This is a genomic window from Nocardia sp. bgisy118, from assembly GCF_057708605.1.
Genome location: NZ_JBYISM010000018.1, coordinates 136,739 through 157,223, shown reverse-complemented (window position 1 = coordinate 157,223; position 20,485 = coordinate 136,739). Strand labels below are relative to the sequence as shown.

The following is a 20,485-nucleotide window of genomic DNA, read 5'->3' as shown; positions in this document are numbered from 1 at the left end:
CGCCGGAGGATCGGTCAGAACGGCTCGAATCCGGCTCCGGGCCCGCCCGCCCGATCGATATCGTGGAGCACCTTGCCGATTTGCGTCGCCACCGCCGGATCGTGCACCGCCACCTGGGGATGCTGACACGCCACGTCGAACACCGTCACCCCGAACGCCGAGACGCCCGTGTGGCCGATGTTCATGCCCACCAGGCGATCACCGACCGTGACAGGCCCGCCGGAATCACCTGGCTGCGAACAGACCTGATTGCGGAACCACTCCTCGTTCTGATCCCACACGACGCCGCAGCCGTGGCCGGAGGTGCGTCCGTTCTTGCAGACGATCGTGCCCGGCGCGGGCGGTCCGCCGATGTCGGCGATCACGGTCCCGCCCACGCTGCGCAGCGGGACGACGCGTTCGCGGTCGAACTCGATGACGGCATAGTCGTCCCAGCGGTCGACCTGTACTACGGTGCCGACGGGGCCCACCCAGGGCGCGTGCTCGGCCCGCACTGGTATGCCCGGCATGGTGCAGTGTCCGGCCGTCAATCCGACGAGACGCCCGGCGTTGTCGTAGCCGATCGTGGTCAGCGTGCAGGCCGCCGACTGGCCGAGCACGATGCCCGATCCGCCGCCGAGGACGGCGGGCTCGACCGCGGACGCGCGCCCTGGCGACATGATGGCGATGAGCATCGCGGACACCGCGGTCAGCACGATGCGAGTGACACCCGACCGTCGCGTTGTGGGCCGGACCTGTTGCGTTGGCGCCGGATTCATGAGCGTCGGGCCGCGGCCGCGGGGTGGATGTTGTGATGCAGGTGGAAGACGTTGCGCGGGTCGTATTCCAGCTTGACGGACGCCAGCCGGGCATAGTTCTCCCGGCCGTAGCCTGCGATCACCCGGTCCATCCCCTCGTCGCCGATGAAGTTGAGGTACACCGATCCGGTGGAGAAGGGCCGCATCGCGGCGATGGAGTCGCGGACCCATGCGATGCCCGCCGCGTCGTCGGCGGCGTCCTCCCACAGACCGAACGGATGGACCACCCACGCGGCGCTTCGGTGGGGTTGCGGCCAGTTCTGCGCGCCGGCCGCGACCGCGCCGCCCCACGGCAGGAGCAGACTCTGCGAGGCGGTGGGGACGAGCATGGTCATCCCCTGTTCGTCGAACCGTCGCAGTGCCTCGTCGGGCAGGGCGGTGAGGTGTTCGCCGGACCAGTAGTTGCGCAGGCCCGGTGGATCGTCGAGCGCGCACTGGATGTCGCAGTAGGGCATTTCGGTGAGCAGCTCGCCGTCCGGTTTCAGCGCCAGCATCGGCGCGAGGACGTCGCGCAGTTCGGCCGCGGTGCCCGCATAGATGCCGATGCACACCACCAATCGCTTGCCCTGGAGTTCGGCGGGGACGAACTCCTCCGGTGGTCCGGTCAGGTAGGCGACGGCCCCGCCGAGGTCTTCGGTGACGCCGCGCACGACGAGGTCGCGGTAGGCGGCGAGGACGTCGGGTCCGTGCTCGGCTTCCCAGAACAACAGGGCCAGCGAGGTCACCGGCAGCGGGTGCAGCCCGAAGGTGAGTCGGGTGGCCACCCCGAAGTTCCCGCCGCCGCCGTGCAGCGCCCAGAACAGGTCGGGATGTTCGTCCTCGGATGCGTGGATCTCGATGCCGTCGGCGGTGACGAGGTCGACGGCGAGCAGGCTGTCGGACGCCAATCCGAACTTGCGCTCCAACCACCCGGAGCCGCCGCCCAGGGTCAGCCCGGCCACGCCGGTGCTCGACACCCGGCCGCCGGTGGTGCCGAGGCCGTGCGGCTGGCAGGCGCGATCGAAGTCCGACCACGTGGCGCCGCCCTCGACGACGGCGGTGCGCGCGTTCGGGTCGATGGTGACCGAGCGCATGCCGCGCAGGTCGATGACCAGTCCGCCTTCGGTGAGGCTCGCGCCTGCGACGCTGTGGCCGCCGCCGCGCACGGCCACCTCCAGACCCGTGCGGTCGGCGAAGGCCAGCGCGGCGCGGACGTCCTCGGTGCCGGTGCACTGCGCGATCATCGCGGGCCTGCGGTCGACCATCGCGTTGAAGATCGTCCGCGCCGCGTCGTAACCGGGATCGTCGGGTGTCAGCACCGAACCAGCGAACTGGTGCCGCAGGTCCGCAGCGGCTGCGTAAGGAGAGTGCGTGGTCATATCGCCTCCGTGTCACCGGCGTGGGCATCGTGTCGGCAAACTTCGGTCGGGTCAGTCACGCTACGCGCGCGGATGCGGGGGTTGGCGTGGTTGTCGAGAGCGATGCCGAGATGCAATCCGGCCGCGACGGGGCCTTTCGGGGCGGCGGGCGCCTCGGTGCGGAGGGGTGTCGTGGGGGATCGGGCCGGTGGCAGTGCAGGCTGATGCGCGCGGTAAATGGCTGGCTACCAATGGGTTCGGTGTACCGCGCGGCGCGGCTCGCTCGTCCGGTCGGTCCCGGCGGCCGTCGGCGGCGGGCGTGGCGATGCCGAGACCGGACCCGGTCGTCCCGTTGCGGCGCGGACACGGTTCGGTCTCGGGACGGTCGCGAAGGTCGGGTCAGCCCGCGCCGCGCGCGTTGTACACCGTGAGCCCGCGCTCGACCGTCATCCGGCCGTACTCGCCGAACACCTCGACCGCCCGCTCGCGCAGCACGCCGGAGGTCACCGCGATGCCGCGGAGTTCCAGTTGCTCGGACCAGTCCGCGCGCATCGGGCCTTCGTCGAACCCGGTGAGCTGTTCCAGCTCCGGGCCTTCGCCCGCGATGACGAGCCGTCGCACACCCGACCAGAGCACCGCGCCGTAGCACTGCGCGCACGGACGCCAGTTCACCACGAGTTCCCGCCGGGGCGATCCGGCCGCGCCAAGGTCCCAGCCGCCGACCCTGGTCTGCGCGAGCGACAGGGCGACGATCTCGGCGTGCGCCGCGGAAATGCGACTGTCGAGCACCAGATTGACCCCGGCCGCGAGCAACTCTCCCGAATCGGTGTCGACGACGAGGGCCGCGAACGGCCCGCCGGAGCCTTCCACGGGATTGCGGGCGGCGAGGCGGTGCGCGAGCGCCATGCGATCGGCATCGGTGGGCAGTGTCGCGGGCGCGGCGGCCAGTTCCTCGATCACCCATTCCGGTAACCGCGCCCCATACGAGCAGGGCATCCGCGAGACGTCCACGGCGCTCCCCTTTCCTCGGCGGTGCTGCTCACGACCAGGCTAGAGACGATCGATTGCGGGGCCATTGCCGGTTCGAGTCCTCCGGATGACGGGCTCCACCTTGGGTTTCCCGTCGCGGAGGGTCAGGGCTTGATGACGAGGCACGCCAGGTCGGTGCCGCCATGGGGGCTTGCGCCTAGCCGTATAGCAGCGATAGTCCCATCATTCCGACAGTCGCCGCGGAGACGAACGCCCCGCCGCCGATGAGAATGGCCTTCGGAACCGGGTTGCTCGCGGCCCTGGCGCAGATTGCCGCCACCAGCCCGACGATGACGGCGATCAGCACCACCACGACCAAGCCGACGATCACCGGGCCCCTGGAATTGCTCTCCATTGTGGAATTCCTCGGTTTGTGAAACATCTTGACGTATCACGTAATTGGGCTCGATCGGGAGGTCAGGCGGGCGCATCGCCCCGATCATCGGAGAGCCTAGGTCGACCAGGAGCGAGATGCAAGAACAGCTGTAAGCACATCTGCAAGTACAGAATCTGTTCGAATGGTTTTCGAACATTTCGTGGTGGCGCGCACGGAATCTCCACAATTGCCGACGCTGCTCTCCACAGCGGGTGGTTAGGGTTCCGAGCATGGAGCTTCGGAATGTCGAGCGCGGCGTCGCGGCCAACGGGCACGCGGCGCGGCGGATTCTGGTGGTGGACGACGAGGTGACCATCGCCGAATCCGTCGCCGCGCGGCTGCGGGCGGAAGGGTACACCGTCGAACTGGCGCACGACGGCCCAGGCGCGGTGGCCGCGGTCGAGGCGAGCGAGCCCGACCTGGTGGTGCTGGACGTGATGCTGCCCGGCTTCGACGGACTCGAGGTGTGCAGGCGCATCCAAGCCGGGCGCGGAGTGCCGGTGCTCATGCTGACCGCCCGGACCGACGAGACCGACCAGCTGGTCGGTCTCGGCGTCGGCGCGGACGACTACCTCACGAAACCGTTCTCGCTGCGCGTTCTCGCGGCGCGGGTCCACGCTCTGCTGCGCCGCGTCGAGCGCGCCGCCGACCGGGAGAACGCCGCGATCGTCGTCGGTGATCTGCGCATCGATCTGGAGCAGCATCGCGTCTGGCGCGGCGAGGCCGAAGCCAAACTGACCCCGCTCGAATTCGAGCTGCTCGTCCGGCTGGCGCGGCGGCCGCGCGCGGTGCTGGCTCGGGAACGTCTGCTCGAGGAGGTGTGGGACTGGGCCGATGCCGCGGGCACCCGCGCGGTCGACAGCCACGTGAAGGCGTTGCGGCGCAAGCTCGGCGCGGACCTGATTCGCACGGTGCACGGCGTCGGGTACGCCCTGGAGGCGCGATGAATTCCGACGCTTCGCGGTCCGAACTTCTCGCGCGCCGCTGCCGCGAGTTCGCTGACGTGGTGGCGGAAGTGTTGCCGCGGCCGCTGGATCCGATCCGGTCGATCAAGCTGAAGCTGGCGATCCTGATGGTGGTGTCGGGCGGTGTCGCGTTCGCGTTCTTCCGCTTCCAGATCGGCTGGCTGCCGCCGCGCACGACCCTGACCGCGGTTCTGATCGCCCTGGCGACCTCGCAGGTTCTGGCGCACGGCATCACACGGCCGCTGCGTGAGATGACCGCGGCCGCCCAGCGCATGGCCCAGGGCGATTACACCCGCCGGGTACGAGCGAGTTCCCGTGACGAGGTGGGTCAGCTGGCCGAGGCGTTCAATCGGATGGCCGCCGACCTCGCGGCCGTGGACCAGCAGCGCCGCGACCTCATCGCCAACGTCTCGCACGAGTTGCGCACACCGATCACCGCCTTGCGCGCGGTGCTGGAGAACCTGGTCGACGGTGTCTCCGAACCCGATCCCGGCACCCTGCGCACCGCGCTCGCGCAGACCGAACGGCTCGGGCTGCTGGTCTCCGAACTGCTCGACCTGTCCAGCATCGAGGCGGGCGCACGGTCGCTGGACCGCGAGGACCTGCCGGTCGCGCCGCTACTCGCCGAGGTGGTCGCCGAGGCCGAGGTGATGGCGGCGGCGCTCGGCCGCGGCGTGCGATTCAGCGCCGACGTCCAGCCCGGCAGCGCGCGCGTCGACGCGGACCGCGCACGTCTGCATCAAGTGCTGATCAACCTGCTCGACAACGCCGCGCGGCACGGCCCGGCGGGCGGTGAAGTGCGGATCACCGCCCGCGCGCAGCATGGCGAACTCCTCATCGACGTCGAGGACGAGGGGCCGGGCATCCCGCTCGCGGAACGGGCCGCCGTCTTCGATCGCTTCACCCGCGGCGGGCGAAGCAACGGCGGCGGCACCGGACTCGGTCTCGCCATCTCCCGCTGGCTGGTCGACCTGCACGGCGGCACCATCGCCGTGGCCGACCCAGGCTCCCGCATCCGCGTGGTCCTGCCCGCCCCCTGACGGGCCGGACCCGACCGGCAATCCATCCACCGCAACCTGGACCGCCATGAGGTCCCGGGGCGATCACGCACACCCGAAAGACGGAGGGGAACATGACCAAAGAACAGACCGAACGGAACGATTCGTCTGATTCGTCATCGAAAGAAGGTGTTCCGACGTCTTCGGCCGCACCCGGTGCCGCCGAATCCATCGGCGCGCAAACCGGCGTGCCGAAATCTCGGACCACGGTGACCGAAAGCGAGGCGGCGGCCTCGGCAGAGGCTGTGGCACCGAAGAGCGGGACATCCGCCAGCATTTCCGCCGACGCCGAGACCGTCGCTCCTCGAGGCACGCAGGCCGAGGGGAAGGTCGCGTCGATCGCCGACACCCGCACCGAGACATCCGAGACGGTCGACAATCCCGAGAAACCCGCGGACCCCGTCTCGAAAGATCCTGCCACCTCGTCGAATTCGCACGACGGCATGCCCCGGCCGATGACGCCGGTCACCGTGCGCTTCGGCCCACCGCCGATACCCCGATGGCGCAAGGTCAACTATCCGCGCGCGGTGCTCCCCGCCGCGGCCGTCGCAGGCGTCGCCGCGGCGGTGACGATTCCGTGGGATCGTCCCGGCATCGGGTGGGTTCTCGCGGGTGTGATCGCCGCAGGCGCTGTGTTCGAGGTCGATCGCCGTGCGCGCCAGGGTGCCGAACAGAAAGCCGCCGACCGTTCGATACTCGCTCTGCTGCGCCGCAATCCGGCGCGGCTGTGGTGGACCGCGCTCGCCTTGACACTGCTGGCGGTGGGAGCGGTGCGGGCGGCGGGATGGTTGTTCGCGCTGTGCGTGCTTGCCGCCGTGATCGCAGGTTCGCTGGCGGTGGTGCCGCGCCGGTCGGTGCACGGCCTCTGGTACGACGCGATAGCGGTGCCGCTGGAGACGGTGTCTGCGGCGCTGTGGGTGTACGACGGCGCGCGTCGCCTGCCCGATGTGCGGTCGGCGCGCACGTGGCGGGCCGGGCTGTCGGTGGGCGCGACCATCGCGCTGCTCGCGGTGTTCGCGCCGCTGCTCGGCAGCGCCGATGCGACGTTCGGCTCGATGCTCGACCGGTTGGTACCCACGGTGGAAGCGGAGCCGCTCGTGCGGTGGACGCTGGTCTCCGGGGCGGTGGCACTCGGCTGCGTCGCCGCGATGTTCCTGCTGGCCGGGCCGCCGATGTCGGCGGATTCGGCGGCGCGCGAAGCGGTTTCGGGTCGCACGCTGAGCCGGTGGGAGTGGGCACTGCCGGTGGGCGCGCTGACGGCGTTGTTCGCGGCGTTCGTCGCCGCGCAGTTCGCGGCGCTGTTCGGCGGCGACGACTACGTGCAGGAGACCGCGGGCCTCACCTACGCGGAGTACGCGCGCAGCGGATTCTGGCAGCTGTCCATCGTCACCATGCTGGCGCTGGCGGTGATCCTCGCGGTGCTGCGGTGGGCGGCCCAGGATTCGGCGCGCGACCGGACGTGGTTGCGCGCGCTGCTCGGCGCGGTGAGCACGCTGTCGCTGGTGCTGGTCGCGTCCGCGCTGGGCCGCATGTGGATCTATCAGCAGGCCTACGGGGTCACGGTGCTTCGCCTGCTGGTGGAGGTCAGCGAGTTGTGGCTCGGGCTGATCTACGTGCTCGTGCTCGCCGCAGTGGTCCGGTTGCGCCGCGCGTGGCTGCCGCGCGCCGCGGTCGGCACGGCCCTCGCGACACTGCTGGCGCTGGCGATCCTGAATCCGGAACGCTTGGTCGCCGAGCGCAACATCGACCGCTGGGTGGACGGAAAGCGGCTCGACACGGAGTATCTGAGCACACTCTCGCCCGATGTCCTGCCCGCGCTCGACCGGCTTCCCGAGCCGATGCGGGCTGAGGTGTTCGCACCGATCCGGGAGGACCTGCCCGCGGACACCTGGCAGAGCTGGAATCTGTCCCGCGCCGCCGCGCGCTGAACTCAGCGCCTGTGCGTGCCGATCGCGAGCCGCACCGCGTCGGTGGGGTCGGTGGCGGTGAGCGTGGCCCGCAGGGGTTCGCCGGCGGCGTCCAGGATCTGCCAGCCGCCGAGCGAGACGACCGGGATGTCGCCGCGGTGGCGGGCCAGCGCCAGTTCGGACAGGGTGCCCCAGGAGCCGCCGATGACGATCACCGCGTCGGCCGAGCGCACCAGGATCGCGTTGCGCGCCTCGCCCATGTTCGTGAACAGCACGGCGGACAGACCGGGGCAGGCCGCGTCGCGGTCGAGATCGGGGCGCACTCCAATCACCAGCCCGCCCGCCCGCGACGCGCCGTCGGCGACGGCGGCCATCACCCCTTCGCCACCGCCGCACAGCACGGTCGCGCCCGCGGCGGCGAGCAATCTGCCGACCTCGGTGGCGTTCGCGGCGTCGGCGCGGGTGCACGCGGTGGGCCCGCACACGGCGACCTGCTTGGCGTGGGTGCGGCGGATCGTCAGCGCTGCCATACCGACAGTCTGCCGGGTGCGGTGGTCAGCCGCGGGTTCCTCCGGCGAGTCGCGCGGCGGCGTCGTCCGGGAAACCGAATGTCATCTCGGTTTCGGCGCGCAACGCGGCGGCCCGGTCCATCGACCGGGTGTTGGCGTAGAGCGCCTTGTAGATGCGGTTCGAGCCGGGCGAGTTCGCGGCGATGCGGGCGGCGAGATCGGCGACGTGCCGGTCGAGCTCGGCGTCGGGCACGCAGTGGTCGACCAGCCCGATGTCGGCCGCCTCGGCAGCCGAAAGCCTGCGGGCGGTGAAGCTGAGTTCCTTGGCCCTGGACATGCCGACTCGTTCGGGCAGCCGCACCGACATGCCCCACAGCGGAACGAGCCCCCACTGGCTGTGCGTGTCACCGAGCTGCGCGGATTCGGCCGCCACCAGCAGGTCGCAGCCGAGGGCCAGTTCCAGGCCGCCGGTGAAGCAGTGCCCGTGGATCTTGGCGATGGTGGGTTTCGGCAGGGCCTCGAGCAGTCCGATGGTCTCCGCCTCGCGGAACCGGTGCGCGAGCGCGTCGCCCTCGGCGAGCGCGGCCAGATCGTGTCCCGCGCAGAAGGATCGGCCCGCGCCGGTGAGCACGACGACGTGCACGGTGTCGTCGGCGGCGAGCGTTTCCAGGTGGGTGCGCAGCCGGTCGAAGGAGTCGGCGGTGAGCGCGTTGAGCTTGTCGGGCCGGTTCAGCGTCACCGTGGCGATCGCGCCGTCGATCGAACAGAGAACCAGGTCGTCGCTCATGCCTTCGCCTCGCTCGCTCATGGGTCACCTCCGTGTTCACACCGCCGTGCACGCCACGCCGGCGTCTTTCGCACCCTAGTCGGCGTGTTCGTGTGCGGAAGGCCGCGGGCGGGACCGCGCGGGAGGGGATTTCACGAACTTCAGGCCGACGACGCAGGCGATGATGCCCGCGAGGAACCCGATCTTGCCCGCCGAGACGGTCTCGGCGCCGGTGGCCATGGCATAGCCGACGGTGAGTGCCGCGCCGACGCCGACCCAGACCGCGTAGGCGGTGCCGGTGGGCAGGCTGCCCATGGCGAACGCGAGGCCGAGCATGCTGGCGGCGAGCGCCGCCGCGAAAACGAGGGTGGGAACGAGACGCCGGAAACCGCGGGACTCGGCGAGCGATGCACCGCGACGTTGCCTTCGATGCCGGCGTGGCGTCTATCGAGACTCGGTCGCGTCGGCGAGCCGGGCGCGCAGGGCGAGCGCGTCGCGCGGCGCCATCACCTTCGCGTCGTTGTCGAAATAGGCGTACACGTCCCCGGCGCACGCCCACGCACGGATCTTCTCGGCCCACATGTCCAGTCCGGCATTGGTGTATCCGCTGACGTAGAGCTCGTCGTGCCCGTGCAGCCGGACGTACACGAAGTCCGCGGTGACGTCCTCCAGGAGTGGATACTTGCCTGCCGCGTCCGCGACGACGAGTGCGATTCCGTGTGCGCGCAGCAATTCTGGGAACTCCGGCGTGACGAAGGTGGGGTGCCGGATCTCGAGCGCGTGGCGCAGCGGGCGGTCCGCGTCGATGGCGGTGTGGGCCGGGCCGACGCGGTGATCGTGACGGCGCGCGATGTCGGCGGCCCGCGCGGTGCTGTGTGGCAGGTGTGCGAAGAACTCGGCGAGCAGTTCCGGGTCGAACGGCATGGTCGGCGGCAGTTGCCAGAGGATCGGGCCGAGCTTGGGGCCGAGCGCGAGCACGCCGGAGGCGAGGAAGTTCGCCAGCAGCGTGTCGCCGTCGCGCAGCCGCTTCATGTGGGTGATGAAGCGGCTGCCCTTCACGGCGAACACGAAGTCGTCGGGTGTCTGCGCGGCCCAGCGCAGGTAGCTCGACGGTCGCTGTAGCGAGTAGAACGATCCGTTGATCTCGACGCTGTTCAGTCGCTCGGCGAGGTAGGCGAGTTCGAGCCGCTGGGTCAGCCCTTGCGGATAGAACACGCCGCGCCACGGTCGATACACCCATCCAGAGGTGCCGATCCGGATGTCGCCCATGGCATCCATGGTGGCATCCGTTGCGCAGGAGCGTGCCGGACGAGCGCGATCCGAACGCGGAGGGCGGACGTGCCGGGGGCGGTTGTGAGCCGGAAATCCGTACGCGGCAATATCTCCGAGGGTTCGGCGGCCCGTGGTTCGGGTACGTCATGGTCGGATCATTCGCTTTTCAACAGAGTTCAATCGGAGGAATCACATGTCGAAGGTCGATGCCGTGCGGCTGTCGAGCGTACTGGGCATCGATGTGGCGCAGGCGATGCTGCGGCTGCGCAACGAACGCTATCCCGCGGAGACCGAGCACGACACCTGCCTGCGCCTCATCGCCGAGGACGCACAGCGCAGGCGTTACGGCGCCTGAAGCGCGCTCGTCGTGGCCGATGGCAGGGTCGGCTCGGACAGTTCCGCCGGCCGGATTTCGGATCGACGCACGATTCACTCGCACTCCGGCCCGCACTTGCCGCTGACACTCGGGTGGCCGTGCACACACGGCCGCACCGAGAACCTGATCAGCGCCTCGCTCAACGCGCCGACATCGCCGAGGGTGCCGTCGTCGATACCGCGGGCGATCTCGGCTTCCAGTTCGATCACGCGCACCAGCACGGTCAGCAGCGCGGCGTGGCCCGGTATCCGCCGTTCGGCGTCGCCTGCGAGTTCTTCGGCGATGGTCTGGGCACGGCGCAGATCGCGCACCGCGCCCAATGGGTCGCGGCGGCGGACCGACAGCCGGGCCTGATTGCGCAGCTGGTCGATGTCGTCGAGGCGAGGTCCGAGGTGCGGGAATTCGGGTGACATCACGGTGTCCTCACTAACTGCGTCGATGCAACGGGGGCTCCGGTCGGTGAAGGATGATCTGGTTCGGCGGCGTGCAGTGCATATCGCCTCCCGGTCCGCCGCTGTGACATCGCGGCGTGGCGCGCGCGGCAGTGGGTAGTTCCGAACACGGAGCACATCGACGACCCAGGAAGGCGGTGGCGATGACCAGCGCACAGCTGCTCACCGACGGATACGAGCGGGTCAAGGAGGTGGTGCACGAGGCCGTCGACGGGCTCGGCGAGGACGTGCTGACCTTCCGGATCGATCCGGGCGCCAACACGATCGCCTGGTTGATCTGGCATCTGACCCGCGTCCAGGACGACCACCTCGCCGACGTGGCGGGCACCGAGCAGGTGTGGACCGCGCAGGACTGGCACGGCCGTTTCGGCCTGCCGCTCGACGAACGGGCGACCGGCTACGGCGACGGCCCCGACGACGTCGCCGTCATCCGCGCCCCCGCCGAACTGCTGAGCGGCTACTACGACGCCGTCCACGAGCGAACCCTCGCGTTCGTGCGCGACCTGTCCGACGAGGACCTGTCGAAGGTGGTCGACGTCCGCTGGGACCCGCCGGTCACACTCGGTGTGCGTCTGGTCAGCGTGATCTCCGACGACCTCCAGCACGCCGGTCAGGCGGCGTTCCTGCGCGGAGTGTTCGACCGGACGAGGTGAAACCCCGTCAGGGCCGCGTGAATCTGCCGAGACCATCGGCGTCGAAGTACTCGAGGGTCAGGGTGTTTCCGGCGAACGTGGCGCGCGAGACCGAGCCGGTGGTGGCGTTCTCGCCGCTCGGGGTGAACACGAAGGTGTCGCCGTCCCAGTGGCGCAGCGGGAAACGCATGTCCTTCGGCCCGAGGGTGAGGATGAGCGAATCGCCTTCGGTGGTGACCGTGGCAGGCCCGTAGTACGGGTTGTCGTAGCGACCCGCGTAGGACGGCAGCGGCTGGGCGGGTGCGGGCTGAGCAGGTGGCGTCGCGCCCGCCAGACCGCCGCTCGGCTTGCTGAACGGGGCGAACGCCTCGCGGTAGAGCGCGCGCCAGTCCTCGCGGACGGTGCCGAACTGGACGAGGTCGGCGAATTCCGCGTTGAGCGTTTCGGGCACCCCGATCGGCGCGGCGTTGGTGAGCGTCACGATGCCCACGTTCGCGGAGGGGATCAGGGTGAACGCGGTCGCGGCGCCGAGATCGAAAGCGCCCGAATGCCCGAGCACCACCCGTCCGGCCGGGGAGACCCCGACGTTGAAGCCGTAACCGTAGAACCCGGCGCGCGAGTCGAAGGTCTTCGGCGGCGCCGACACCGCTTGCGGCGACACGGCCGGTTGCAGCGCGTCGGGCGCGAGGAACGGCCGCCCGCCCGCTGCTCCGTCGGCGAGCACCATCGCCATCCATTTGGTGAGATCGTCCACCGACGAACTCACTCCGCCCGCGGGGGACTGGGCGTCGGGCTGACGGGGCGGGTCGGCGACCCGGTACGTGCCGTCGACGAGCACGTGGCCGTCGGCGCGATCGGCGCGGGCGCGGAAGTCGCTGTACCGCGAGCTGGTCGAGCCCATGCCGAGCGGCTGGTAGATCTCCTTGTCCGACAACGATTCCCAGTCGGTGCCCGCGGCCTCGGCGACCGCGACGGCGGCGGCGGTGAGTCCGAAATTGGTGTACGCGTAGGAGTCGCGGAACGGGTCGAGCGGCAGGAGCCGCAGGCGCTCGAGCACTTGATCCCGGTCGTAGCCGAGGTCCTCGAGCAGGTCACCGGCGTGATCGGGCAGACCGGACCGGTGCGCGAAAAGGTCTCCGACGGTCACCTTCTCGGTGACGTACGGATCGTTCAGCGCGAACGAGGGCATGAGCTCGCGCACCGGCGTATTCCATTGGACGGCGCCCGTGGCGACCTGTTTGGCGACGACGGTCGCGGCGAGCGACTTCGACACCGACGCCAGCTGGAACACCGTCTCCGGGCCGACCTTGGCGTCGGAGCCCACGGCACGCACACCGAATCCCTTGCGGTACACCAGTTTTCCGTCGTGGACGACGGCGACGGCGAGTCCGGGAATGCGCGAGGACTGCAACAGGCTCTCGGCGAGCCCGTCCAGGCGCTGCACCGCCTGATCGATCTGTCCGTCGGGAATCGTCACCCCGGCGACCTGATTCGGCATCTCGGGCGAGGTGATAGCGGGGGACTCGGGTGCGGGGGCGTCGACGCAGCCGCCGACGAGCAGTCCCGCGGCCAGCAGCGCCGCGAGACCCGGAATTCTCCGCCGATCTCTCCGCACGGCCACTCCCGGGGGTCGTCTTCGACACAAACCCACCCTAGAGCGTAGATCAACCGATCTTGTGGTGGAAGCCCGCCGGATCCAGGGGTTGTTTGCCGCCGCGGGTTTGGCGGTAGTCCTCATCCGAACCAAGGACCGTCGGCGGGCACGTCCGGCTGCCGACCCGCGGAGAGGAGCTTCGATGAGCCGGCTACCGAAAGACCGCCGCGACACCAGGCGGCGCACCGCCGCGGTGCGCGGCGCATCCACCTTGATCGCGGCGGCGGTGTGTCTCGCGCCGGTCGCGGGCACGGCGACCGCGGCCGATCCGCCGGTACTCGGCGGCGGCTCTGGCATCGTCGTCGGCAATCAGGCCCAGTGCACGCTCACCGCGATCGGTCACGACCGCGCCGGACGGCTGGTGGGTCTCACCGCCGGGCACTGCGGTGCGCCGGGTGCGACGGTGCTGGCCGAATACGATCCCAATTACGGCGTGGTCGGCAGGTTCGCCCACTCCGATCCCGTCCTGGACTACGCGGTCATCGAATTCGACGCCGACCGCGTCACCCCGGTGCGGCAGCTGGGCGATATCGCGATCACCGGTATCGGCGCGCCCGCGCGGTTCCCGGCGGTCGTGTGCAAGAAGGGCCGCACCACGGGAACCACCTGCGGCGTCGCGTGGGGCGCCGTCGGCCCCGCGACCGAATCCTGGACGCAGCTGTGCGTGCTGGAAGGTGATTCCGGCGCGCCGGTGCTGATCGGCTCCACTCTCGTCGGCATGGTGAACGCCTACCTCGGGGTGGGTTGCTTCGGCCCGGAAGTGGGTACCGACATTCATGCGGTGGTGACCGACCTGAATGCGCGCGGAGAGGTCGGCGCGGGTTTCCAGCCGATCTGATCGGTTCGCGCGGCCCGGCTCTCGACGAGCCCGCCGGGTGTTCATCGTTGTCCGAGGACAGCGATGTGAGAGACGGTCTCTCGCCCGCCGCGGCAGCGTGCGCGAAGTGAATCACCGATCTGGATGAGTCGCTCCCCCATCGGTGCCGACTTGTACGAGACCACAACAGATTACGGATGAATCCCACTAGTCAAGTGACGCATGAATCGCAAATCGATCCGCTTCGGTTTGGGGTTGGTCACAATGACCGGACACTCAACCGGGGGTGTTTGCCGAATTCACGCCACTGAATCGCCTCGATGGTTGCCGGTCGATACCGTGGGGGCACATCTGGAGGGAGAGGAAGCAGAATCCACATGAGCTCCAACAACGCCGAGGACGACGGCAAACCGGCTCCGGTGCGTGACTTCGGCACGGCGATCCGCATGGGCCTGGATCTCGCCCTGGCGTTGGTGGAGGATGCCGACCCGTCGCTGGACGCCATGCTGCGCACCCTCGAGCGCAACGCCGCGCTGTGGGCGCTGGACGGCGTGCCGATCGACGAGATCCAGCACGCGGTCCACGAGGGCGTCAAATCGGGGCTCGCCCAGTTGCGCGACGACGCAGGCCCGGTGCTGGACTGTTTGCTCGTCGTCGATCTGCTCGACATCATGACCTCGACCGTGTCGCGGGCGTACCTGACGGCCGATCGCGCGACGCGCGGCACCGCACGCTAGGCGGGTGAGGCGCGGCCATTACCCGCCGGGTAATCGTGCGACGCCCGGACGGTTCGTAGGATCGACGGAGTGAGTACTCGGACGGCGGGCGATCTGCTGCGGCACTGGCGTCTCGAGCGTCGATTGAGTCAGCTCGAGCTGGCCGGTCGCGCCGAAACCTCCGCGCGCCACCTCAGTTTCATCGAGACCGGGCGCGCCACCCCCAGCCGCGCCATGCTCGCGCACCTGTGCGATCACCTCGACATTCCGCTGCGGGAACGCAACCGCCTGCTGCTGGCGGCCGGCTACGCCCCCGCTTACGCCGAACCGACCATGGACACCCCCGAGATGGACGCGGTGCGGCAGGCGATGCGACAGATCCTGGTCGGCCACGAGCCCTACCCGGCGCTGGCCATCGACCGGGACTGGAACATGGTCGATGCCAATGCCGGTGTGGCCGTGATGCTCACCGGCATCGACTCGCGGCTGCTGACCGCGCCGGTGAACGCGCTACGGCTGAGCCTGCACCCCGGCGGCCTCGCGCCGCGGATCGTCAATCTCGCCGAATGGCGCGGGCACCTGTTCGCCCGGTTGTCCCGGCAGATCGAGGTCACCGGCGCGCCGGACCTGGTCGCGTTGCGCGAGGAACTGCGCGGCTACCCGGGCGGCGAGACCGAGGTCGCGCTCCCGGAACCGGATCAGGCCGCCGTTCCGCTGCGGCTGCGCCACGACGGCGCGGAACTGTCGTTCCTGTCGGTCACCAGCGTGTTCGGCACGCCGATGAACGTCACCGTCGCCGAACTCGCCATCGAATCGTTCTTCCCCGCCGACGCGGAAACACGGAAACGTCTGAGCGCGTTGGCTTCCTGAGGATTGCGCCGTCAGCCGGTCAGCGCGGCGCGTGCGGTGGCGAGGGTCTGCGCGCGGTAGCCCCCACCGAACAGCGCGACGTGCACCAGCAGCGGATGCAACTGGTGCAGCGGAACCCGCGACCGCCAGCCCGCCGCCAACGGACGGGCCCGCTCGTAGGCGGCCAGGATGCGGTCCAGATACGGTGCGCCGAAAAGCGCGAGCATGGCCAGATCGGTCTCCCGGTGCCCGCCGTGCGCCGACGGATCGATCAGCACCACGCCCGCCTCGGTCCAGCGCAGGTTGCCCGACCACAGATCGCCGTGAATGCGGGCGGGCGACTCCGGCGGCCCCGCCAGCTCCTCGACCGCGTCGATCACCCGCTCCAGCAGCCGCACCCCGTCCGCGCCGAGCACGTCTGCGGTGCGCGCCACGAACGGGCGCAGCCTGCGCTCGGCGTACCAGCGCGCCCACGGCCCCTCGCTCGGTGTGTTGTCCAGCGGCAGCTCGGCGATCCACCCGGGCCACGGCGCCCCGAAAGCGCCCGGCGAATCCGCGTGCAGCAGCGCGAGATCCCGGCCGAAACGGTCCGCCGCGGCGGGGGAGGGCGCGGCATCGGGCAACCACGGCAGCACCAGCATCCCGTCACCGGCGGCCAGCACCGTCGGCACCAGCGCGGGGTTTCCCGCGCCGAGCCAGCGCAGGCCCGCCGCCTCCGCCGCGAACACCCCGGCCCGGTCCGCGGCGGCCTTGACGAACACGATGCGACCGTCGTCCAGCTCGGCCCGGTGCAGCGTCCACCCGTGACCTGACCCGAGATCCGTCACCGCACGGACCCCGACACCCAGCGACTCACCCAGCCGCTCCGCGATGCTCACCGCACCACGGTATGCCCCTCAGGACGCGGTGCGCGCGATGACGTGTTCGGCGAACCGGGACAGGTTCGCGATCTTCGTGTCCAGGCTCTCGGTGTCCTGGTCGCGGGTGTACGGATTGCGGAAGCCCACGATGACATCGGTGACGCCCTTGTCCTCCAGACGCTTCACGCCGTCGACGGTGAAACCGTCCAGCGAGATGACGTGCACCTCGAAATCCTTGCGCGTCCCGTACTCGGCCCGCAGCGCGTCCAACTCGAGCAACAGCCGATCGAGTTCGGCGGGGTCGCCGCCCGCGTGCATCCAGCCGTCGCCGCGCTGGGCCGCCCGGCGCAGGGCCGGACCGCTGTGCCCGCCGATCAGGATCGGGATCGGCTCGGTGGGCACCGGATTGATCTTGATCGGCGGCAGGTCGTAGAACTCGCCGTGGTACTCGAAGTAGCCGCCCGCGGTGAGTCCGCGCACGATGTCGACGCACTCGTCCATGCGCGCGCCGCGCTTCTCGAACGGCACGTCCATGATCTCGAAGTCGTCCGGCCACGGGCTGATCCCGACACCGAGACCGAACCGGTTGCCGCTCAGCGCCGCCACCGACGCCGCCTGCTTGGCCACCAGCACCGGCGGACGGATGGGCAGCTTCAGCACGAACGGGGTGAACCGCAGCGTGGTCGTCGCGGCCGCCATCGCCGCCGACAGCACGAACGCCTCGATGAACGGCTTGTCCTCGAGGAACTCCCGGCTGCCATCGGGGGTGTAGGGATAGGTGGCGTCGGAATCGCGCGGATAGGCGACGCTGTCGGCCACCGCCATCGACGTGTACCCGGCCGCCTCGGCGGCTTGCGCCAAAGGCACGTAGTAGGACGGGTCGGTCATCGTCTCCGCGTACGTGAACCGCATGGGACCAGCCTTCCTGCTCGGTCGTCGCCGGGCAACGGGTCGTCGGTGGGCGCGGTACGCCCACGGAACATCTCCCAGCCAATTAATCACTGGTGCTTAACAAGGTCAAGACTCGGGTTCAGTACAGTGGGTGTCCATGCAAGCCGAGGACTCGCGCGCCGCCCTCCTCGCCGCGGGAGAGCGGCTCATCGCCGAACGCGGCGTCGACGTCCCGCTGCGCGACATCGCCGCCGCCGCGGGCCAGCGCAACAACTCCGCCGTCCACTACTACTTCGACTCCCGCAACGGACTCATCGAAGCCATCGTCGAGCGCCGCATGAACCGGCTCGAACAACGCCGCATGAACATGCTCGCCGCCCACGAAGCCGACGGCACCGGCACCGACCCGCACGCCCTGGTCGGCATGCTGGTCGGCCCCATGCTCGAACTCGTCGGACAAGACCGCACCAGCCACTACGGGCGCTTCCTCGAAGTCGTCCGCACCCACCCCGTCATCGCCGACGCACGCCGCCTCGCAGGCGCCGACCGCGCCGCGGTCCGCATCATCGCCACCCGCCTCGACACCGCCCTCCCGCACCTCGAGCCCCGCCACCGCCGCCGGCGCATGGAAACCATGACCACCGTGCTGTTCGCACTCGTCGCCGACTACGAACGCGCACTCCAGGACGGCACCCGCACCCCACACCTCGACGACGACACCGCCGAGATCGCCGACATGCTCGTCGCGATGCTCACCGTGCCCCCGCGCTGAGATCCCGTGCTCGGGCGTCGCGCGCCCGGCTGGGGTCGGTGCCGGGACACACGTCTTCTCCTACGACCACGGCAAAGTGCGGCAAGAGTTCTCGATCTGCCTGCTCGGGCGACCGGTGAGCGGTGAGCTGACGGTCTCGGACGAGCCGCACGAGGTCGCCTGGGAAGCGAACCCTTTCAGCCGGACCCGCGCGCAGAGCACGACGTCGCTCGCGCGATCATCGAGCCACGCCGCCTCGGCCGCGGAACATCTTGCCGATCGACCGGCGCCTCCGGTGCCGCCATCGCGCAGTGATCTCGCCAGACCCGCCCCAGAATCCGCGGCCGCATCACACACCACCTCGCCGACCACCGGCAAACGAACACACCGCGGGCCGACCGACCGCCCACCACAACCCCCGATACCGCTCCATGACCGCCAGCATCACCGATGCCGCACGCCGCCGGAAGCGTAGGACTACTCAACCCTCCCGCGCACGCCGCGTCAATTCCACTGTCGCCGCGCGCAAGCCATCGATCCCATCGAGCCGCTCCGCATAACCCACCCGGGTCCGCGCCACCCCGCGCGGCGACTCGACCCGCAAATCCAGCCCGTACCGATCCGCCCGCTCACACCGCGCCGCCGTCGCATCCGGATAACCGCCGAGCGCCCGGGCCATCGACAGCAACGCATCCGCGTGATCGTCGTTCAGGTGCGCGATCGCCCGCGCCGCCACCGGCGCTACCGGATCCGGCTCCGCCGCCAGATACTCCGCACCCGTCGCCGAATCCATCCGCCCGTACCCGCCGACCCATCGAACCCGCCGCACCCGCAACACCCACAGCGCGAAATCGCTGTAATCGACATACATCCGCGCTGCGGGCACCGCCACCACATGCGCCTCCCACGCCGCCGCCAGCTCCGCGTCCACCGGCCGCTCCACCACGCCCGCCACCGTGATCCGCGAACCCGCCAACGGATCCGCGGGCAGCTCCGGCGCCACGATCGACAGACTGGCCCGCGGCTCGGCCGCCAGATTCCGCCCGTGCTCGGCCATCCGCGACACACACAGCACCGGCGCACCGTCCAACAGCCCGTACGTCACGAACGACGCCCACGGCGTCCCGTCCTCGCTCGAACTCGCCAACGTCGCGATATTCGTCGACGCCGCAACCGTTCTCGCCTCCTCCGCTGCCGACGGACGCACCGGATTCACCACCGGACCGAGCGGGCCGGGCATCGACGGCGCATCCCCGGGATCACCATGATCGAGAGTCATGGCCACCAGCGTGCCATGCCGAAACGCCGTCGACGGCACAACCAAAGCAACCCAACACCCACGCGCCGCCACCCGATGCGTGAGGATGGGCGTCGTGACCCGATACGCATTCGACGCCGACCGCAACGCACTCGTCGCCATCTGGGCGACCGGACGCGGCGACCAGGCCCAGACGGTAGCCATGCTGCCGCCGACAGCACCCGAGCTGGCAACGGATTTGGCGTCGAATCTGACCACGCTGTCGCGCTTCCACTGGCGCACCTACACCCACCCCGCTGCCGCCGCAGGCGACCCCGAGGTCCCCGACAGCGAAGCCTGGCGCCGCGCCGAAGAACGCCGAAACTTCACCGTGGTGGAGAGCGGGCTGCGCAACCCGAACCTGCCCACCGAGGCAGGTCTGCTCGTCTCCTACAGCGGCGTCGTCGAATCCGCCCACCGCGTCGGCCGCTGCCTGCACAGCATCGACACCGCCGAACTCACCGAAACCATCGTCGCCGAGATCCACCGCGAACAGGCCGCCATCGAAGCCGCCGAACTCGGCGACCTCTCCGGCCGCGCCCGCCAAGCCGTCGAACTCTCCCGCCCCGACGTCTCGCCCGCCCAGGTCCACGCCGCCGACGCACTGCTGCGCACCGACCCGCTCGGCGCACCCGAACTGTTCACCGAACTCGACCCCGCCTCGGCCTCCGTCGCCGCCGCCCACTGGCTGCACGCCGCCGCCGAGATCGCGGGCGAACTCGCCGACCTCCCCATCACCGACGTCATCGCCGAAGCCGACGAGATCGAAGCCATCCCCGTCGCGACCCCCACCCTCGTCCTGGAACGACTCGACAGCGGCGAAACGGCCACCGACATCGTCGTCGACCTCATCGCCGAAGCCGTCGCCGTCTCCGAAGGCCACCTGCCCGCCCCGTGGGCCGTCGTCGCCCGCGTCGCCGAACTCGAAGAGCACGCCCGCCGCTACGAGATCGACAACGCCACCCGCGCCGCCCTGCTCGCCGAATTCCGCGTCAGCAGGCTCGATCCCGCCCGCCCGGCACTCGACCTGCTAGAAGACCTGCTCGACGGCATTCGCGGCTGCCTGCTGCTCTACGCCGCCCACCACGACGACGACACCGACATCGAAGACCGCTTCGCCGCCGACGTTCGCCGCGCCGCCGACACCCACTCCGAACGGCTCTTCTGAACCGGT

At 70.1% G+C, this 20,485-nt stretch carries 22 protein-coding genes and 1 pseudogene; 10 read left to right on the top strand and 13 right to left on the bottom strand.

Annotated features, from left to right (window positions below):
* Nucleotides 1-14 precede the first annotated feature (14 nt).
* The 4 genes from AC3EO7_RS22385 to AC3EO7_RS22370 form a co-directional block, all read right to left on the bottom strand.
* Complete coding sequence (locus tag AC3EO7_RS22385) at nt 15-695, bottom strand: S1 family peptidase (RefSeq protein WP_431965729.1); 681 nt, start codon at nt 693-695, stop codon at nt 15-17.
* 59 nt (nt 696-754) lie between these two features.
* Nucleotides 755-2,155, bottom strand: coding sequence for an FAD-binding oxidoreductase (locus AC3EO7_RS22380; protein WP_431965727.1), 1,401 nt, complete (start codon nt 2,153-2,155; stop codon nt 755-757).
* 378 nt (nt 2,156-2,533) lie between these two features.
* Nucleotides 2,534-3,145, bottom strand: a complete 612-nt coding sequence (locus AC3EO7_RS22375) for a nucleoside deaminase (protein ID WP_435592310.1) — start codon at nt 3,143-3,145, stop codon at nt 2,534-2,536.
* Between the two features lie 175 nt (nt 3,146-3,320).
* Nucleotides 3,321-3,518, bottom strand: coding sequence for a hypothetical protein (locus AC3EO7_RS22370; protein ID WP_431965723.1), 198 nt, complete (start codon nt 3,516-3,518; stop codon nt 3,321-3,323).
* A 251-nt stretch (nt 3,519-3,769) separates the two neighbouring features.
* Between AC3EO7_RS22370 and AC3EO7_RS22365 the strand changes: the two genes are divergently transcribed.
* The 3 genes from AC3EO7_RS22365 to AC3EO7_RS22355 all read left to right on the top strand — a co-directional run bounded on the left by AC3EO7_RS22365 (nt 3,770) and on the right by AC3EO7_RS22355 (nt 7,490).
* A complete protein-coding gene (locus AC3EO7_RS22365) occupies nt 3,770-4,486 on the top strand; it encodes a response regulator (protein WP_431965721.1) in 717 nt (238 codons plus the stop codon).
* Nucleotides 4,487-4,611: 125 nt separating this feature from the next.
* Nucleotides 4,612-5,544 carry a HAMP domain-containing sensor histidine kinase gene (locus AC3EO7_RS22360; RefSeq protein WP_431966163.1) on the top strand — a complete coding sequence of 311 codons (933 nt, stop codon included), beginning with the start codon at nt 4,612-4,614 and terminating at the stop codon, nt 5,542-5,544.
* Nucleotides 5,545-5,636: 92 nt separating this feature from the next.
* On the top strand, nt 5,637-7,490 hold the full coding sequence (locus tag AC3EO7_RS22355; RefSeq protein ID WP_435592309.1) for a DUF4153 domain-containing protein: 1,854 nt from the start codon (nt 5,637-5,639) through the stop codon (nt 7,488-7,490).
* Between the two features lie 2 nt (nt 7,491-7,492).
* Here AC3EO7_RS22355 and AC3EO7_RS22350 read toward each other — a convergent pair whose 3' ends face one another.
* The 4 genes and pseudogenes from AC3EO7_RS22350 to AC3EO7_RS22335 form a co-directional block, all read right to left on the bottom strand.
* Nucleotides 7,493-7,999 (bottom strand): SLOG cluster 4 domain-containing protein, encoded by a 507-nt coding sequence (locus tag AC3EO7_RS22350; protein WP_431965717.1) that lies wholly within the window; start codon nt 7,997-7,999, stop codon nt 7,493-7,495.
* Between the two features lie 25 nt (nt 8,000-8,024).
* A complete protein-coding gene (locus AC3EO7_RS22345) occupies nt 8,025-8,786 on the bottom strand; it encodes an enoyl-CoA hydratase/isomerase family protein (RefSeq protein ID WP_431965715.1) in 762 nt (253 codons plus the stop codon).
* A gap of 54 nt (nt 8,787-8,840) precedes the next feature.
* Nucleotides 8,841-9,152 (bottom strand): annotated as a pseudogene (locus AC3EO7_RS22340) (DMT family transporter); the annotation flags it as partial.
* A 36-nt stretch (nt 9,153-9,188) separates the two neighbouring features.
* Nucleotides 9,189-10,013 carry a DUF72 domain-containing protein gene (locus AC3EO7_RS22335; protein WP_431965711.1) on the bottom strand — a complete coding sequence of 275 codons (825 nt, stop codon included), beginning with the start codon at nt 10,011-10,013 and terminating at the stop codon, nt 9,189-9,191.
* A gap of 196 nt (nt 10,014-10,209) precedes the next feature.
* Here AC3EO7_RS22335 and AC3EO7_RS22330 point away from each other — a divergent pair, with 196 nt between their 5' ends.
* Nucleotides 10,210-10,371: a hypothetical protein gene (locus AC3EO7_RS22330; RefSeq protein ID WP_157119503.1), complete on the top strand. Its 162-nt coding sequence runs from the start codon at nt 10,210-10,212 to the stop codon at nt 10,369-10,371.
* A 74-nt stretch (nt 10,372-10,445) separates the two neighbouring features.
* Here AC3EO7_RS22330 and AC3EO7_RS22325 read toward each other — a convergent pair whose 3' ends face one another.
* Nucleotides 10,446-10,805 carry a hypothetical protein gene (locus tag AC3EO7_RS22325; RefSeq protein WP_431965709.1) on the bottom strand — a complete coding sequence of 120 codons (360 nt, stop codon included), beginning with the start codon at nt 10,803-10,805 and terminating at the stop codon, nt 10,446-10,448.
* A 182-nt stretch (nt 10,806-10,987) separates the two neighbouring features.
* Between AC3EO7_RS22325 and AC3EO7_RS22320 the strand changes: the two genes are divergently transcribed.
* Nucleotides 10,988-11,497 (top strand): mycothiol transferase, encoded by a 510-nt coding sequence (locus tag AC3EO7_RS22320; RefSeq protein ID WP_435592308.1) that lies wholly within the window; start codon nt 10,988-10,990, stop codon nt 11,495-11,497.
* Nucleotides 11,498-11,504: 7 nt separating this feature from the next.
* Here the strand turns inward: AC3EO7_RS22320 and AC3EO7_RS22315 are convergent, their stop codons facing one another.
* Nucleotides 11,505-13,091: a serine hydrolase gene (locus tag AC3EO7_RS22315; protein WP_435592307.1), complete on the bottom strand. Its 1,587-nt coding sequence runs from the start codon at nt 13,089-13,091 to the stop codon at nt 11,505-11,507.
* Between the two features lie 181 nt (nt 13,092-13,272).
* Here AC3EO7_RS22315 and AC3EO7_RS22310 point away from each other — a divergent pair, with 181 nt between their 5' ends.
* From AC3EO7_RS22310 to AC3EO7_RS22300, 3 genes are all read left to right on the top strand, one after another.
* Complete coding sequence (locus AC3EO7_RS22310) at nt 13,273-13,968, top strand: S1 family peptidase (protein ID WP_431965703.1); 696 nt, start codon at nt 13,273-13,275, stop codon at nt 13,966-13,968.
* A 356-nt stretch (nt 13,969-14,324) separates the two neighbouring features.
* Nucleotides 14,325-14,684, top strand: coding sequence for an RsbRD N-terminal domain-containing protein (locus AC3EO7_RS22305; RefSeq protein ID WP_435592306.1), 360 nt, complete (start codon nt 14,325-14,327; stop codon nt 14,682-14,684).
* A 69-nt stretch (nt 14,685-14,753) separates the two neighbouring features.
* On the top strand, nt 14,754-15,533 hold the full coding sequence (locus tag AC3EO7_RS22300; protein WP_431965699.1) for a helix-turn-helix domain-containing protein: 780 nt from the start codon (nt 14,754-14,756) through the stop codon (nt 15,531-15,533).
* 11 nt (nt 15,534-15,544) lie between these two features.
* Here the strand turns inward: AC3EO7_RS22300 and AC3EO7_RS22295 are convergent, their stop codons facing one another.
* Both AC3EO7_RS22295 and AC3EO7_RS22290 read right to left on the bottom strand, forming a co-directional pair.
* The gene (locus tag AC3EO7_RS22295) at nt 15,545-16,390 is read right to left on the bottom strand and encodes a fructosamine kinase family protein (protein WP_435592305.1); all 846 of its coding nucleotides are present in this window, start codon (nt 16,388-16,390) and stop codon (nt 15,545-15,547) included.
* Nucleotides 16,391-16,408: 18 nt separating this feature from the next.
* Entirely contained in the window at nt 16,409-17,284 is an 876-nt protein-coding gene (locus AC3EO7_RS22290) for a TIGR03619 family F420-dependent LLM class oxidoreductase (protein ID WP_431965695.1), read from the bottom strand.
* A 136-nt stretch (nt 17,285-17,420) separates the two neighbouring features.
* Between AC3EO7_RS22290 and AC3EO7_RS22285 the strand changes: the two genes are divergently transcribed.
* Nucleotides 17,421-18,035 (top strand): TetR family transcriptional regulator, encoded by a 615-nt coding sequence (locus AC3EO7_RS22285; protein WP_435592304.1) that lies wholly within the window; start codon nt 17,421-17,423, stop codon nt 18,033-18,035.
* 460 nt (nt 18,036-18,495) lie between these two features.
* On the opposite strand, the gene AC3EO7_RS22280 is transcribed toward AC3EO7_RS22285, so the two are convergent.
* The gene (locus AC3EO7_RS22280) at nt 18,496-19,293 is read right to left on the bottom strand and encodes a HugZ family pyridoxamine 5'-phosphate oxidase (RefSeq protein WP_435592303.1); all 798 of its coding nucleotides are present in this window, start codon (nt 19,291-19,293) and stop codon (nt 18,496-18,498) included.
* 94 nt (nt 19,294-19,387) lie between these two features.
* Here AC3EO7_RS22280 and AC3EO7_RS22275 point away from each other — a divergent pair, with 94 nt between their 5' ends.
* On the top strand, nt 19,388-20,479 hold the full coding sequence (locus AC3EO7_RS22275) for a hypothetical protein (protein WP_435592302.1): 1,092 nt from the start codon (nt 19,388-19,390) through the stop codon (nt 20,477-20,479).
* Nucleotides 20,480-20,485: the final 6 nt, after the last annotated feature.

Coding starts and splice junctions, on each gene's coding strand:
- AC3EO7_RS22380 (WP_431965727.1), bottom strand. CDS start 2,155: ATGACCACGCACTCTCCTTACGCAGCCGCTGCGGACCTGCGGCACCAG.
- AC3EO7_RS22370 (WP_431965723.1), bottom strand. CDS start 3,518: ATGGAGAGCAATTCCAGGGGCCCGGTGATCGTCGGCTTGGTCGTGGTG.
- AC3EO7_RS22365 (WP_431965721.1), top strand. CDS start 3,770: ATGGAGCTTCGGAATGTCGAGCGCGGCGTCGCGGCCAACGGGCACGCG.
- AC3EO7_RS22360 (WP_431966163.1), top strand. CDS start 4,612: ATGGTGGTGTCGGGCGGTGTCGCGTTCGCGTTCTTCCGCTTCCAGATC.
- AC3EO7_RS22355 (WP_435592309.1), top strand. CDS start 5,637: ATGACCAAAGAACAGACCGAACGGAACGATTCGTCTGATTCGTCATCG.
- AC3EO7_RS22350 (WP_431965717.1), bottom strand. CDS start 7,999: ATGGCAGCGCTGACGATCCGCCGCACCCACGCCAAGCAGGTCGCCGTG.
- AC3EO7_RS22345 (WP_431965715.1), bottom strand. CDS start 8,786: ATGAGCGAGCGAGGCGAAGGCATGAGCGACGACCTGGTTCTCTGTTCG.
- AC3EO7_RS22335 (WP_431965711.1), bottom strand. CDS start 10,013: ATGGGCGACATCCGGATCGGCACCTCTGGATGGGTGTATCGACCGTGG.
- AC3EO7_RS22330 (WP_157119503.1), top strand. CDS start 10,210: ATGTCGAAGGTCGATGCCGTGCGGCTGTCGAGCGTACTGGGCATCGAT.
- AC3EO7_RS22325 (WP_431965709.1), bottom strand. CDS start 10,805: ATGTCACCCGAATTCCCGCACCTCGGACCTCGCCTCGACGACATCGAC.
- AC3EO7_RS22320 (WP_435592308.1), top strand. CDS start 10,988: ATGACCAGCGCACAGCTGCTCACCGACGGATACGAGCGGGTCAAGGAG.
- AC3EO7_RS22310 (WP_431965703.1), top strand. CDS start 13,273: ATGAGCCGGCTACCGAAAGACCGCCGCGACACCAGGCGGCGCACCGCC.
- AC3EO7_RS22305 (WP_435592306.1), top strand. CDS start 14,325: ATGAGCTCCAACAACGCCGAGGACGACGGCAAACCGGCTCCGGTGCGT.
- AC3EO7_RS22290 (WP_431965695.1), bottom strand. CDS start 17,284: ATGCGGTTCACGTACGCGGAGACGATGACCGACCCGTCCTACTACGTG.
- AC3EO7_RS22285 (WP_435592304.1), top strand. CDS start 17,421: ATGCAAGCCGAGGACTCGCGCGCCGCCCTCCTCGCCGCGGGAGAGCGG.
- AC3EO7_RS22280 (WP_435592303.1), bottom strand. CDS start 19,293: ATGACTCTCGATCATGGTGATCCCGGGGATGCGCCGTCGATGCCCGGC.